This is a genomic window from Mammaliicoccus sp. Q-M61, from assembly GCF_022386055.1.
GTDB classification, from domain to species: Bacteria; Bacillota; Bacilli; order Staphylococcales; family Staphylococcaceae; genus Mammaliicoccus; species Mammaliicoccus sciuri_A.
Map to the genome: position 1 here is coordinate 220,593 of NZ_JAJNJL010000002.1, position 15,006 is coordinate 235,598.

At 31.8% G+C, this 15,006-nt stretch carries 13 protein-coding genes; 11 read left to right on the forward strand and 2 right to left on the reverse strand.

What is annotated here, in order from left to right; all coding sequences use genetic code 11:
* Nucleotides 1-119 precede the first annotated feature (119 nt).
* Complete coding sequence (locus LQ677_RS04490; protein WP_239748129.1) at nt 120-2,300, forward strand: DNA internalization-related competence protein ComEC/Rec2; 2,181 nt, start codon at nt 120-122, stop codon at nt 2,298-2,300.
* A gap of 34 nt (nt 2,301-2,334) precedes the next feature.
* On the opposite strand, the gene LQ677_RS04495 is transcribed toward LQ677_RS04490, so the two are convergent.
* Nucleotides 2,335-2,472 (reverse strand): YqzM family protein, encoded by a 138-nt coding sequence (locus LQ677_RS04495; protein ID WP_075577996.1) that lies wholly within the window; start codon nt 2,470-2,472, stop codon nt 2,335-2,337.
* Between the two features lie 91 nt (nt 2,473-2,563).
* On the opposite strand from LQ677_RS04495, the gene holA reads away from it, so the two are divergent.
* Nucleotides 2,564-3,538 carry a DNA polymerase III subunit delta gene (gene holA, locus LQ677_RS04500; protein ID WP_191835627.1) on the forward strand — a complete coding sequence of 325 codons (975 nt, stop codon included), beginning with the start codon at nt 2,564-2,566 and terminating at the stop codon, nt 3,536-3,538.
* Between the two features lie 73 nt (nt 3,539-3,611).
* Here the strand turns inward: holA and rpsT are convergent, their stop codons facing one another.
* Nucleotides 3,612-3,863, reverse strand: coding sequence for a 30S ribosomal protein S20 (rpsT, locus tag LQ677_RS04505; RefSeq protein ID WP_025904213.1), 252 nt, complete (start codon nt 3,861-3,863; stop codon nt 3,612-3,614).
* Between the two features lie 234 nt (nt 3,864-4,097).
* Here rpsT and lepA point away from each other — a divergent pair, with 234 nt between their 5' ends.
* The 9 genes from lepA (at nt 4,098) to mtaB (ending at nt 14,955) form a co-directional block, all read left to right on the forward strand.
* Nucleotides 4,098-5,921: a translation elongation factor 4 gene (gene lepA, locus LQ677_RS04510; RefSeq protein WP_049318748.1), complete on the forward strand. Its 1,824-nt coding sequence runs from the start codon at nt 4,098-4,100 to the stop codon at nt 5,919-5,921.
* A gap of 54 nt (nt 5,922-5,975) precedes the next feature.
* The gene (hemW, locus tag LQ677_RS04515) at nt 5,976-7,094 is read left to right on the forward strand and encodes a radical SAM family heme chaperone HemW (RefSeq protein WP_191835626.1); all 1,119 of its coding nucleotides are present in this window, start codon (nt 5,976-5,978) and stop codon (nt 7,092-7,094) included.
* Nucleotides 7,095-7,210: 116 nt separating this feature from the next.
* Nucleotides 7,211-8,185 carry a heat-inducible transcriptional repressor HrcA gene (hrcA, locus tag LQ677_RS04520; protein WP_191835625.1) on the forward strand — a complete coding sequence of 325 codons (975 nt, stop codon included), beginning with the start codon at nt 7,211-7,213 and terminating at the stop codon, nt 8,183-8,185.
* Between the two features lie 27 nt (nt 8,186-8,212).
* Nucleotides 8,213-8,800 carry a nucleotide exchange factor GrpE gene (gene grpE, locus LQ677_RS04525; RefSeq protein WP_037588350.1) on the forward strand — a complete coding sequence of 196 codons (588 nt, stop codon included), beginning with the start codon at nt 8,213-8,215 and terminating at the stop codon, nt 8,798-8,800.
* Nucleotides 8,801-8,844: 44 nt separating this feature from the next.
* On the forward strand, nt 8,845-10,680 hold the full coding sequence (gene dnaK, locus LQ677_RS04530; protein ID WP_191835624.1) for a molecular chaperone DnaK: 1,836 nt from the start codon (nt 8,845-8,847) through the stop codon (nt 10,678-10,680).
* 94 nt (nt 10,681-10,774) lie between these two features.
* Nucleotides 10,775-11,908 carry a molecular chaperone DnaJ gene (dnaJ, locus tag LQ677_RS04535; RefSeq protein ID WP_037588347.1) on the forward strand — a complete coding sequence of 378 codons (1,134 nt, stop codon included), beginning with the start codon at nt 10,775-10,777 and terminating at the stop codon, nt 11,906-11,908.
* A gap of 3 nt (nt 11,909-11,911) precedes the next feature.
* On the forward strand, nt 11,912-12,844 hold the full coding sequence (prmA, locus tag LQ677_RS04540; RefSeq protein ID WP_126477525.1) for a 50S ribosomal protein L11 methyltransferase: 933 nt from the start codon (nt 11,912-11,914) through the stop codon (nt 12,842-12,844).
* A gap of 8 nt (nt 12,845-12,852) precedes the next feature.
* A complete protein-coding gene (locus LQ677_RS04545; RefSeq protein WP_126477619.1) occupies nt 12,853-13,602 on the forward strand; it encodes a 16S rRNA (uracil(1498)-N(3))-methyltransferase in 750 nt (249 codons plus the stop codon).
* A gap of 6 nt (nt 13,603-13,608) precedes the next feature.
* Nucleotides 13,609-14,955: a tRNA (N(6)-L-threonylcarbamoyladenosine(37)-C(2))-methylthiotransferase MtaB gene (mtaB, locus tag LQ677_RS04550; RefSeq protein WP_191835623.1), complete on the forward strand. Its 1,347-nt coding sequence runs from the start codon at nt 13,609-13,611 to the stop codon at nt 14,953-14,955.
* Nucleotides 14,956-15,006: the final 51 nt, after the last annotated feature.

Here is a 15,006-nt window from a genome sequence, read left to right on the forward strand (position 1 = left end):
TTGCACTTTATTTATTGTCCGGTTTAATTTTCTTTGTACATCCCTATGTAAGTATAGTCATGCTCATTATCTTAGTTATAAGTTGCTATATTAAATGGCAATCATTAAAAATTTTGGTGATGAGCTTTATATTTTTTATGATAGGTTGCTTAATTTATCCGAATGATCCAATACAATATTACGAATCATTTAAAGTTTCAAAAAATCATAAAAATTATACTGAAATGATTCAGTTTGGAGATAAGATAACGATTGATGGAGACGGCTTTCAAGCTGAAGGACAAATCCATAATCAAACGTATAAAGCATTTTATACGATTAAAAATGAAAAAGAAAAGCTTAAATTTTTGAAGAAAATGCCTTATTTAAAAAATTGCCGTATTACATACTCTGTTAATCAAACTTTACCTAATACTAACGCATTAAAATTTCAATACTTTGAGTTTTTGCAAAATCATGATATTAAAGGTGTTATTAAGATAGAACACTTATTTTTAAATACTTGTTCGAATCGGTCATTATCTATTATCGAACGTATTCAACTATATCGAACGAATTTAATTTATGAGATGAAACAACTTGATATAGATGGTGTTGATGATATTATTGCGCTCACGTTAGGTGATACAAGTTATTTAAGTGAAGAAAGAATAGATCAACTTAAGAAATTAGGTATATATCATTTGTATGCTGTAAGTGGATCACATGTCGCATTGTTAAATATATTTTTATTTAAATTATTACTTAGAATGAATATCAAATATCATCATGCCGAGAATATGATATTTATATTGTTGCCAATATATGCTGTCTTAACTGGCTTAAGTCCGAGTGTTCTTAGAGCAGTAGGGGTAGTAATGGTTTATATGATTTTGAATAAAATCATGAAAATAGACGCTTTACAAATACTATCTATCACTTTTATTGTTTATACAATTTATAATCCTCACATTATTTTCGATATTGGTTTCCAATTATCCTATATCGTCTCCACGTTTATCATTTTATGTGTACCACTTATAAAGTCTTTTAATACAATCCACAAAATCATTACGATCAATGTCGTATCTCAATTATCCTCATTTGTCATATTACTGATTCACTTTAATACTTTTCAATGGTTAGGGTTTATAACAAACTTCATCTTTATCCCACTTTTTGAATTAATTATTTTTCCACTTGTTATGTTATTCATGTTAATGTTTGCCACTTTTGGTAAAGTTCCCAATTTATTTACAACACTAATAGAAATCTGTATGAATCAAACTTTTAAATTAATAGATGTTATGAGTCATATTCCAATAAATGAGTTGGTTGTAAGAAATCTCTCAGAATGGATATATTTAATCATTCTCATTATTGTAGTACTAGTTTTAATGTTATTTATTAAAAAGAAATATATAACATCGTTACTCCTTTTCGCAATGTTAGTCATTGGAATCACATACCATTTTAATCATAACGAGGTTGTTTTAAAATTTCTTGATATTGGTCAAGGAGATGCAATGATTGCTTATCATCATGATGTGAATCAAGTTGTGATGATAGATACTGGTGGTAAAGATAAATTGAAGAAGAAACCATGGCAAACTAGAAGTAAAATATCAAATTATACAGATTCAATTATTGTGCCCGAACTTAAAGAAAAGGGATTTCAAAAGATTGATTATTTAATCATTACACATCCACATGCAGATCATATGGGAGAATTAGGTACTTTGAGTAAACAAGTATCAATCAAACATTTAATTATTAATAAGAAGACTTGGGATAGCCTTGAATTAAAACATTTGTTAGAAGAGGTTAAAGAAACGAACACACAAATTGTAGATAGCTCATATTTGAGCGAATTAAAGATTGGAGAATCGACATATAAGTTTTTTAACCAAAATAGTCCGAATTATGAAGATAAGAATGATACATCAATCGTTACTGAAATCACTACGTTTGGCAGAGCAATATTAACAACAGGTGATGCAACAGCAAAGGTAGAGGAAAGTATATTGAGTCAACTTAAAGGGAATTATGATATTTTAAAAGTAGCGCATCATGGTAGTTTGACAAGTACAAGTGATCGCTTTTTATTCAAAGCAAAGCCACATATTTGTGTCATAAGTTCTGGTCGACATAATAGGCATGGACTTCCGAAAGAGGCTATTGTAAATAAACTTAAACAAAACAATTGTAAAGTGTTCAATACACAAGATTACGGAATGGTGCAATTTGAAATCAATAAAGACAACATGATGATGACAAATGGACTACAAGAACATAATAAAAAAGCTTACAATCGACAGTAGTCGTTTGTAAGCTTATATAAATGGATTTGATATATTAGTTTGGTAGTAAACTGAATACTTGTGCAATAATATAAATTGCTGCTAAGAATACGAAACCAATTATAAATCCAAATCCAGAGTCTTTAACATCATTGTTACGCCCTTGAGTATTTTCACCTTCAAATCTGTTCATATGACTCCCTCCTATACTTACTTTCATTATATGATATTAAACTTAAAAATGCTATACTTAATTAGAACTTTATAAGAGAGGGAGACTTATTTTGGAAGACAATATTGTATTGAATTATGGTGCAGTAAATGCACTTATTGAGAAAAAATCTGACGAAATTATAAATCAATATTTAGGTGGAGAAAGAGACGATTTCAATTATGTTAAATTTGATTTATATGAAACACCTATTTCAAGCGCGATAGAAGAATCATTAACTTTACCATTCCTCTCAGACAAAAAAGTCGTACATATTAAGAATGCTTATTTATTTACAGGAGAAAAAGTTAGTACTCAAATCAATCAAAATATCGATCAATTAATTCAATTTATTGAACAATATGATGGTGAAACGTTAGTCGTATTTGATGTATTTAATGAGAAATTAGATGAAAGAAAGAAACTCGTTAAAACAGTTAAGAAAAATGCAAGGCTCAATAAAATTGACCAAATGACTGAACAAGAAATAAAACAATGGATTAAATCTTATTTGCATGAACAATATAAAGATATAAAAGAAGATGCACTAATAGAATTTTTAGAACTGACAGGTATTCAATTTAATATTATTAAAGCAGAATTAGATAAATTAGTGTTATTTATTGGTGATGAAGCGGTTATTAATAAACAAGACGTTAAAGAAATTGTGAGTCGTTCTCTAGAACAGAATGTATTTTTATTAACGGAATATATTCAGAAGGGTCAAAAAGAAAAGTCTATTAATTTACTGAAAGACTTAATCAATATGAAAGAAGAGCCGATTAAGCTATTAGCGTTAATCACAAGTAATTATCGCTTGTATTATCAATGTAAGATTCTTGCTGGTAAACATTATAGCGAACAACAAATAGCCAAAACGATTGGTGTACATCCATATAGGGTTAAACTGGCACTTCGTATTACGAGAAAGCTATCACTCGATCGTTTATTATCGACTATTGATATTTGTGCTGATACAGATTACCAATTGAAATCTTCATATATGGATAAAGTACTCATATTAGAACTTTTCATTTTAAAAATATAAGATGTGAGGTTGGTATTTCATTCCATAAAAAAAGGGCGTGACACAGAATGTTCTGTGTCACGCTCTCACATAATTAGTTAGCTTTTGACATTAAGCTTGATTTAATTCTATCAGCTTTATTTGAATGAATTAGATTGTTTTTAGAAGCTTTATCAACTTTTTTAACAGCTAATGAAACTAATTCAGCTTTGTTTTCAGCATTGTTTTCGATTGCAGTTTTAGCAGCTTTTACAGCTGAACGCATATCATTTTTTTGTGAAATGTTAGCAGCGTCTTTCTTTTCTGTAACAGCAACGCGTTTAATAGCAGATTTAATGTTTGGCATGAGAGTCACCTCCTAAATATGTTGTCCGTGATCAAAGAATTTTTGATTGCAACAAAAAATATTTTATCAAATGTAGGGCATAAGTGCAATGATTATTTACACATTCCTTATAAAGCATAACACTTTATTGATAGTTTGATAATACGTTTGCATTTATTTCATAAAGACGGTATCATATCAAAGATGCGACTTACATTTAATACATGTAAAATTAACGAGAAAGTTGGAGTTCAAATGGACAGAACTAAACGCCTAGAGCGCCAAAATAAAATTAGAAACTTTTCTATCATTGCTCATATTGACCATGGTAAATCTACGTTAGCTGATAGAATTTTGGAAAATACAAAAAGTGTAGAATCACGTGAAATGAAAGAACAATTATTAGATTCTATGGATCTTGAAAGAGAACGTGGTATAACAATCAAACTTAATGCTGTTCGATTAAATTATACTGCTAAAGATGGGGAAACATATATCTTACATTTAATTGATACACCGGGGCATGTCGATTTTACATATGAAGTTTCAAGATCACTAGCAGCATGTGAAGGTGCGATTTTAGTTGTAGATGCTGCACAAGGTATCGAAGCTCAAACGTTAGCAAACGTATATTTAGCATTAGACAATGACTTAGAATTAATACCTGTAGTCAATAAAATTGATTTACCTGCAGCTGAACCAGAGCGTGTTAAACAAGAAATTGAAGACGTAATTGGTTTAGATGCAAGTGATGCTGTACTTGCAAGCGCTAAATCTAATATTGGAATTGAAGACATATTAGAGAAAGTTGTAGAGATGGTACCACCTCCAGAAGGTGATCCAGATAACCCATTACAAGCACTTATTTTTGATTCTTCTTTTGATGCTTATAGAGGTGTAATTTCTTCTATACGTGTTGTTGAAGGTTCAGTTAAAGCTGGAGACAAAATTCAAATGATGTCTACAGGTAAGACATTTGAAGTTACTGAAGTGGGGATTAATACACCGAAACAACTTCCAGTTGATACGTTATCTGTCGGAGATGTAGGATACATTGTAGCTTCAATTAAAAATGTTGGAGATTCCAATGTTGGTGATACAATCACTTTAGCTGACAGACCTGCTGAGAAACCTTTAAAAGGATATAAAAAGATGAATCCAATGGTATTCTGTGGATTATATCCAATCGATAATAGTAAATACAATGATTTAAGAGAAGCACTTGAAAAGCTTCAACTTAATGATGCATCTTTAGAATTTGAAGCTGAAACTTCTCAAGCTCTAGGCTTTGGTTTCAGAACAGGATTCTTAGGTTTACTACACATGGAAATTATTCAAGAAAGAATTGAAAGAGAATTTAATATTGAACTGATTGCGACGGCACCTTCAGTTATTTATGAATGTGAATTAACAGATGGCGAAAAATTACAAATTGATAACCCATCACAATTCCCAGACCCACAAAAAATCAACAGAATATATGAACCATACGTTAAAGCAACAATGATGGTTCCGAATGATTATGTGGGTGCTGTAATGGAACTTTGTCAGAAAAAACGTGGTAACTTTAAGACGATGGATTATTTAGATGATATTCGTGTCAATATTATTTATGAACTTCCATTATCTGAAGTCGTATTTGATTTCTTTGATCAGTTGAAATCTAATACGAAAGGTTATGCATCGTTTGATTATGAATTAATTGGATATCAAGAGAGTAAACTTGTTAAAATGGATATTTTATTAAATGGTGATAAAGTAGATGCATTAAGCTTTATCGTCCATAAAGAGTTTGCATATGATAGAGGTAAAGCAATAGTAGATAAATTAAAAACATTAATCCCTAGACAACAATTTGAAGTACCAGTTCAAGCAGCAATTGGTAATAAAATAGTAGCTCGAACAAACATTAAATCTATGGGTAAAAATGTTTTAGCAAAATGTTACGGTGGGGATATTAGCCGTAAACGTAAATTACTTGAAAAACAAAAAGCAGGTAAAGCTAAGATGAAATCAGTAGGTAATGTGGAAATTCCACAAGATGCTTTCTTAGCCGTGCTTAAAATGGATGAAGAATAATTTTGAAACAGCTGCATAATATGTAGCTGTTTCTATTTTTAAAGGAGCGTTTATATGGCAAAAAGTGTATATATTCATATACCTTTCTGTGTGAGAATTTGTACTTATTGCGATTTTAATAAGTTCTATATTGCTAATCAGCCGGTAGATGAGTACTTAGATTGTTTGATAAAAGAGATGTCAACGAGAAAAGATAAAGAAGTTGAGACTGTCTTTGTTGGTGGAGGTACACCTACAGCATTATCTGAAGCACAACTTGAAAGATTACTGCAAGCTATTAACGATTTATTTGTGATTACAAAAGAGTATACATTTGAAGCTAATCCAGATGAATTAACAGAAGCAAAAATAAAATTACTCAAACAATATGGTGTGAACAGATTGTCATTAGGTGTTCAAACATTTGATGATGAATTGTTAAAAGTGTTAGGAAGAACTCATCATAGTGACGATATTGAAAAAGCCGTTACATTATCTAGAAAACACAAAATTCCTTCTGTAAGTTTAGATCTTATGTTTCATTTACCAGGTCAAACATTAGAACAATTTGATGATTCACTTAATAAGGCACTATCACTTGATGTAGATCATATTTCAAGTTATGCACTTATACTTGAACCTAAGACGCAATTCTATAATTTATATAGAAAAGGGCGTTTGAAGTTACCTAATGAAGATTTAGGTGAAGAAATGTATCAACATTTGAAAAAGAAATTAGCAGATTCTAACCTAAATCAATATGAAATCTCAAACTTCTCGAAAGAAGGGCATGAATCTCTTCATAATAAAGTATATTGGAAAAATGAAGAATATTATGGTTTCGGTGCAGGTGCTCATGGTTATATTAATGGTGTACGCTATGGCAATATTAATCCGGTTAATCAATATATTAAGAAATTAAAGAATGGTGAAATGCCTGTATTGCAAAGTACAGAAGTGTCATTGAAAGAACAAATGGAAGAAGAAATGTTTCTTGGATTAAGAATGACAAAAGGTGTTTCTAAATCAAAATTCAAAAATAAGTTTGACCAATCAATAGAAGATGTATTTGGTCAACATGTGAAAGAACTCATTGAACAAGAATTATTACTAGATGAACAAGATTATTTACGCTTAAGTAATCGCGGACAAATAATCGGGAATGAAGTGTTTGAGAAGTTTTTATTAAGCTAAAAATATGTATTAAAAAAAGATATAAAAATTGAATGCTTTAACGTTGACTTTCTTTGACCAATTTGATAAATTATAATTAGCACTTGGGAAGATAGAGTGCTAATCGAGGTGATGACATGATTACTGAGAGGCAATTACAAATTTTGAATGTAATTGTTGAGGATTATGTTGAGTTAGGACAACCAATTGGTTCTAAGTCGATTATTGAAAGGCATCAATTGCCGATTAGTCCAGCGACAGTTAGAAATGAAATGAAACAATTAGAAGATTTGAACCTTCTTGAGAAGACACATACGTCATCAGGTCGTATTCCTTCTGAACAAGGGATTAAGTATTATGTTAATCAATTACTTGAGACTAAATCTCAAAGTAAGAAAAGTTTAAATTGGTTTGAACATTTTCAAGATAAAAATCAATATGATGTCAACGCAATGCTTAAATGGTTAGCATTAGAAATTTCAAATCGTTCACATTATACAACTGTAGTACTCGGACCGAATAAATTTTCAAGATTTATATTTGAAATTCATTTTGTGAGAGTCAGCCCAACTCATCTCATGGGCGTCATTGTATTTACAGATGGTTATGTAGAGAAAGTTCATATTCAAATTCATGAATCTTTAAATCAATTACAGATTGAGAAATTTATGAACTACTTAAACCAATATTTTAAGCAAAATACTTTAACTACAATGATAAAAACGTTAGAATCATTATCGTTGTCATTCATTGATCAAGAATTTATTAATAATTTTAAACAAGCATTATTAACGCAAATTAATGATCATAATGAAGAAATGTTTCTAGGTGGTAAGATGCACCTAATTGACGCGTTAGATGTAACAAATGTATCTATGATTCAATCGATTTTAAAGTATCTTGAATCTGAACGTATCGCTCAATTTTTAAATGAAACTTCTAATGATTCGATAAGTGTCAAAATTGGACAAGAAATTAATAAAGATTTACATGGTATTTCGATTATAAGTACCAATTATGAAATTTCTGGTGATATAACTGGTCATTTAGCCGTTATTGGTCCAACTGCAATGCATTATAACAAAGTGATTCAACTTTTGAATCATTTTTAAATAAGGAAAGAAAATGGAGGGCATGAAATGACGGAAGAAAAGCAAAATGAACAATTCGATGAAACTAATGATCAAACTCAATCTGTCGCTACTGAAGAAGTAGAAGCAAATGAAACTGAAGAAAATGTTGAAGAGGTTGAGCAAGATAAAGTAGTCGAAATTCCGGAAGCTGAACTCGAACAACTTAAACAAAAAGCAAATGAAGAAGAAGAAAAATACTTACGTTTATACGCTGAGTTTGAAAACTATAAACGTAGAATGAAACAAGAAGCAAGCATTATTAAAGATTATCAAGCACAGCGTGTACTTACAGATGTTTTACCTGCGCTAGATAATATGGATCGTGCACTTAAACAAGAAGGTGAGTCTGAAGACTTCTTAACTTTCAAAAAAGGTGTAGACATGGTTTATAACGATTTACTTAAATCATTAAAAGATAATGGTTTAGAAGAAATCGAATCTTACAACCAACCATTCGATCCAAATGTACATCAAGCAGTAATGCAAGATAACAATCCTGACTTTGAATCAGGTGTTGTAACTGAAGAGTTACAAAGAGGATATAAATTGAAAGATCGTGTTTTAAGACCAGCAATGGTTAAAGTAAACGAATAATGAACTCGATGATTAATTAATTATAAATTGGAGGAATAATTCTTATGAGTAAAGTAATAGGTATAGACTTAGGTACAACAAATTCAGTAGTTTCAGTATTAGAAGGTGGAGAACCTAAAGTAATCCAAAATCCAGAAGGTAACAGAACAACACCATCAGTTGTTGCATTTAAAGATGGTGAAACACAAGTTGGTGAAGTTGCTAAACGTCAAGCAGTAACTAACCCAAATACAATTCAATCAGTTAAACGTCACATGGGTACTGATTATAAAGAGAAAGTTGAAGATAAAGAATATACACCACAAGAAATCTCAGCTATGATTTTACAAAACTTAAAATCAACTGCTGAAAGTTATTTAGGTGAAAAAGTAACTAAAGCTGTTATTACAGTTCCAGCTTATTTCAATGACTCAGAACGTCAAGCAACTAAAGATGCTGGTAGAATCGCTGGTTTAGAAGTAGAACGTATTATTAACGAACCAACTGCAGCAGCATTAGCTTACGGTTTAGATAAAACTGAAACAGATCAAAAAGTATTAGTATTTGACCTTGGTGGTGGTACTTTCGACGTATCTATCCTTGAATTAGGTGACGGTGTATTCGAAGTATTAGCAACTGCAGGTGACAATAAACTTGGTGGTGACGATTTCGATGACGTTATCATTAAATATTTAGTTGAAGAATTCAAAAAAGAAAATGGCATAGATTTATCACAAGATAAAATGGCATTACAACGTCTTAAAGATGCTGCTGAAAAAGCTAAAAAAGACTTATCAGGCGTATCTTCAACTCAAATTTCATTACCATTCATCTCTGGTGGCGCAAATGGTCCATTACACTTAGAAACAACACTTTCAAGAGCTAAATTTGAATCATTAACAAGCGATTTAGTAGAAAGAACAATGGGTCCAACTCGCCAAGCAATGAAAGATGCAGGATTATCTAATTCTGATATCGATGAAGTTATTTTAGTTGGTGGTTCAACTCGTATCCCAGCTGTTCAAGAAGCAATCAAAAAAGAAATCGGTAAAGAACCTAACAAAGGTGTTAACCCTGATGAAGTAGTAGCAATGGGTGCTGCAATTCAAGGTGGCGTAATCACTGGTGATGTTAAAGATGTAGTATTACTTGACGTTACACCATTATCATTAGGTATCGAAACTATGGGTGGCGTATCTACAGTATTAATCGAAAGAAATACAACAATTCCAACATCTAAATCTCAAGTATTCTCTACTGCAGCTGACAACCAACCAGCAGTTGATATTCACGTATTACAAGGTGAACGTCAATTAGCAGCAGATAACAAAACACTTGGTCGATTCCAATTAACGGATATTCCACCAGCTCCACGTGGTGTGCCACAAATCGAAGTATCATTTGATATCGATAAAAATGGTATCGTTAATGTAACAGCTAAAGATTTAGGTACAAACAAAGAACAAAAAATTACGATTGAATCAAGCTCATCATTATCAGATGAAGAAATCGATCGTATGGTTCAAGATGCAGAGAAAAATGCTGAAGCAGACAAAAAACGTCGTGAAGAAATCGATTTAAGAAATGAAGCAGACCAAATGGTATTTACTGTTGAAAAAACTTTAAATGATCTTGGCGATAACGTTGATGAAAGCGAAAAAGCTAAAGCTGAAGAAGCTAAAGAAGAATTGAAAAAAGCACTTGAAGGTACTGATATAGAAGATATCAGAACTAAAAAAGATGCACTTCAAGAAATCGTACAACAATTATCTGTTAAAATGTATGAACAAGCTGCACAAGCACAACAAGGTGCGGAAGGCGCTGAAGGCCAATCTACTTCAAACGATGATGACGTAGTTGATGCTGAATATACAGAAGTCAACGAAGACGATAAAAAATAATACTAATCATTAAAAAGTCAAAGTCAATGTGATTGGCTTTGACTTTTTTAATTCATATACGTATTATAAATCAGTGTGTAAAGGAGAGATTACATTGGCAAAAAGAGACTATTATGAAGTACTTGGCGTATCCAAAGATGCTTCTAAAGATGAAATAAAAAAAGCTTATCGTAAATTATCAAAAAAGTACCATCCTGATATCAATCAAGAAGAAGGTGCTGACGCAAAGTTTAAAGAAATTTCAGAAGCATATGAAGTGCTAAGTGATGAAAACAAACGTGCGCAATACGACAGATTCGGTCATAGTGGTCCGCAACAAGGATTCGGTGGATCACAAGGATTTGGAGGACAAGACTTCTCTGGATTCGGTGGCTTTGAAGATATTTTCGGTTCATTCTTTGGTGGCGGTGGCGCTAGAAGAGATCCTAACGCTCCAAGACAAGGTGATGACTTACAATATAGCATGACATTAACATTTGAAGAAGCTGTATTTGGTACTGAAAAAGATATTACAGTTCGTAAAGATGTAGAATGTGATACATGTCATGGTAATGGTGCTAAACCTGGCACTAAGAAAAAAACTTGTACGTACTGTAACGGACAAGGTCATGTAACAGTTGAACAAAATACTATTCTAGGCAGAATGCAAACGCAAAAAGTTTGTCCTGAATGTGAAGGTTCTGGACAAGTATTTGAAGAAAAATGTTCAGATTGTCATGGTAAAGGTACTCAAAACAAAAAAGTTACAATCAAAGTGAAAGTACCTGAAGGTGTTGATAATGACCAACAAATTCGCTTAGCTGGTAAAGGTGGACCAGGTGTAAATGGTGGACCTGCAGGCGATTTATATGTTGTGTTCAGAGTGAAACCACACAGTAAATTTAGACGTGATGGAGACAATATCTTCTATGATCTAAATCTATCATTTCCTCAAGCAGCATTAGGTGATGAAATTACTGTTCCTACATTGACTGGTAATGTATCATTAACCGTTCCAGCAGGTACACAAACTGGTAAACAATTTAGATTGAGAGAAAAAGGTGTTCAAAACGTTCATGGTTACGGTAAAGGTGATTACTTTGTAACTGTTAAAGTTGTAACACCAGATAAAATGACTGAAAGACAAGAAGAACTATTACGTGAGTTTGCTGAAATAGGTGGAGAAACTATTACAGAACAACCATCTAGCTTTAAAGACAGAGCCAAAAAGTTTTTTAAAGGAGAATAGCCTGTGAATTGGATTGAGTATTCTATCATGATAAATAGCGAAGCAGAACCAGAAGTTACAGCATTGTTAAATGAATTAGGTGCAAATGGTGTCGTAATTGAAGATTCAGCAGAATTAGAGAAAGAACATACAGATGTATACGGTGAGATTTATGAATTAAATCCCGCAGATTATCCTGATCATGATATTAGGGTTAAATGTTATTTTAATGAATTAGTATTTACGGATCAATTAGAACAAGAAATTCAAGAAACAATTGCAAATGTAAATGGCATTCAGTCAGAAATTTTATCGTTTGAGAAAACGATTATTAAAGAATCAGATTGGGAAAATGAATGGAAAAATTATTTCCATCCGTTTAAAGCTTCTGAAAGATTTGCGATTGTTCCAAGTTGGGAACAAGAAGGATATCAAAATAACGAAGGTGATCTTTGCATCAAACTGGATCCAGGTATGGCTTTTGGTACAGGTGACCACCCCACAACAAGTATGTGTTTAAGACATATAGAAGAGGTTGTACAACCTCAACACAAAGTGATTGATGTTGGTACAGGTTCAGGTATTCTAAGCATAGCTTGTCATTTACTAGGGGTAAACGACATTAAAGCGGTGGATTTAGATGATTTAGCAATTAAAGTTGCTAAAGAAAACTTTGAAATCAATGATTGTGAAAAAGATATCGTCGCAGATACTGGCAATTTGCTTACTGAAGAAACAGAACAATATGACGTGGTTATTGCAAATATATTAGCGCATATTATTGATTTAATGATAGAAGATAGTTATGAAAGATTGAATGATAATGGCTACTTTATTACTTCAGGCATTATTGAAGAAAAATCCGATGAAATAATTGAAAAACTACAAAATACTGGTTATACTATCGAAAAAGTACTACGTGAAGATGGTTGGGTTTCAATACGAGCTAGAAAGTAGGAGAAATGATGCAAAGATATTTCTTACAAGAAAACGCTGAGTTAAATCAGCGTTTTTTTATACATAATACAGATGATATACATCATATTAAAAATGTGATGCGCAAAAGTATCGATCAAGAAATTATATTAACTTTTGAAGATCAAAAGTCGTTAATTTCAAAAATCATTGCTTTTCATGACGATAGCATTGAGTTAGAAACGGTAGAAGACATTACAAGACAAACGGAACTACCTGTTGATATAACGATTGCGAGTGGGCTTATTAAAGGCGATAAATATGAATGGTTGCTTCAAAAAGCAACTGAAATGGGTGCGCATCATTTTATTGCTGTCCAATCCGAAAGATCTATTGTCAAATTAGACGAGAAAAAAATATCTAAAAAATTAGATAGATGGCAAAAAATTGTTAAAGAAGCTAGTGAACAAAGTATGAGACTTACTATACCAAGTATAAAGTATAAGTCGAATTTTAAATCAATTTATGATAATATGAATGAATATGATTATGTAATAATAGCTTATGAAGAAGAAGCTAAAAGTGGGGGAACAAGCAAATTTCATCAAATTGGTTCTAACCTTAAACATGGACAAAAGGTTTTAATGATATTTGGACCAGAAGGTGGATTAACTGAAAATGAAGTTAATCTTTATGATGATGCTATTAAGGTGAGTTTAGGACCTAGAATATTAAGAGCTGAAACCGCTCCATTGTATGCTTTAGCTGCTTTAAGCTATCAATTAGAATTAATGAGGTGAATAAAATTGGCTACAGTAGCGTTCCATACGTTAGGTTGTAAAGTAAACCATTATGAAACTGAAGCAATTTGGCAATTATTTAAGGAAAATGATTACGAAAGAGTGGATTTTGAAACGAATGCTGACGTCTTTATCATTAATACTTGTACTGTAACAAATACAGGCGACAAGAAGAGTAGACAAGTGATTAGAAGAGCAATACGTAAAAATCCAGATGCAGTTGTTTGTGTAACAGGTTGTTATGCTCAAACATCTCCTGCTGAAATTATGGCAATTCCGGGCGTTGATATTGTTGTAGGTACTCAAGATAGACATAAACTTATTTCTTATATTGAGGACTATAAACAAAGCAGACAACCTATTAATGGTGTAGGTAATATTATGAAAAACAGAAAGTATGAAGAATTAGAAGTTCCATACTTTACTGACAGAACACGTGCATCATTAAAAATTCAAGAAGGCTGTAATAATTTCTGTACTTTCTGTATCATTCCATGGGCAAGAGGGTTAATGAGATCAAGAGATCCTGAACAAGTAGTAAGCCAAGCAACAACACTTGTAAACTCAGGATATAAAGAAATTGTTTTAACAGGTATTCATACAGGTGGATATGGTGAAGATTTAAAAGATTATAACTTAGCGCAATTATTAAGAGATCTAGAACAAGTTGAAAATCTTGAAAGAATTCGTATTTCATCTATAGAAGCGAGTCAGCTTACAGATGAAGTTATTGATGTTATCGATAAATCAACTAAAGTTGTAAGACATCTTCATATACCATTACAATCAGGTTCTGATACTGTATTGAAACGTATGAGAAGAAAATATACGATGGCACACTTCTCTGAAAGATTACAAAAATTGCATAAAGCTTTACCAGGTTTAGCTGTTACAAGTGATGTAATTGTTGGATTCCCCGGTGAAACTGAAGAAGAATTCCAAGAAACATATGACTTCATTGTTAAACATCAATTTTCTGAATTACACGTGTTCCCTTATTCTATGAGAACAGGAACACCAGCAGCTAGAATGACAGATCAAATTGATGAAGAAGTTAAAAATGAACGCGTACATCGTTTAATTGAATTATCAAATCAATTAGCTAAAGATTATGCTTCTAAATTTGATCAAACTGTATTAGAAGTGATACCTGAAGAAAAAGGTTCAACTGATGGTAAACTAGTCGGATATGCAGATAATTACATGAAGATTGAATTTGAAGGCGATGAATCACTAATTGGAGAATTAGTGAAAGTGAAAGTTATAACACCAGGTTATCCTATCAATAAAGGTAAACTTGTAAAAGTTGTGGATCATGCAACAAATAAAGACGAAAGATTAGTTGCATATTAATATTCATAACAAATGATTATTGACTTAAAAAATGACTTATTTTATAATGTT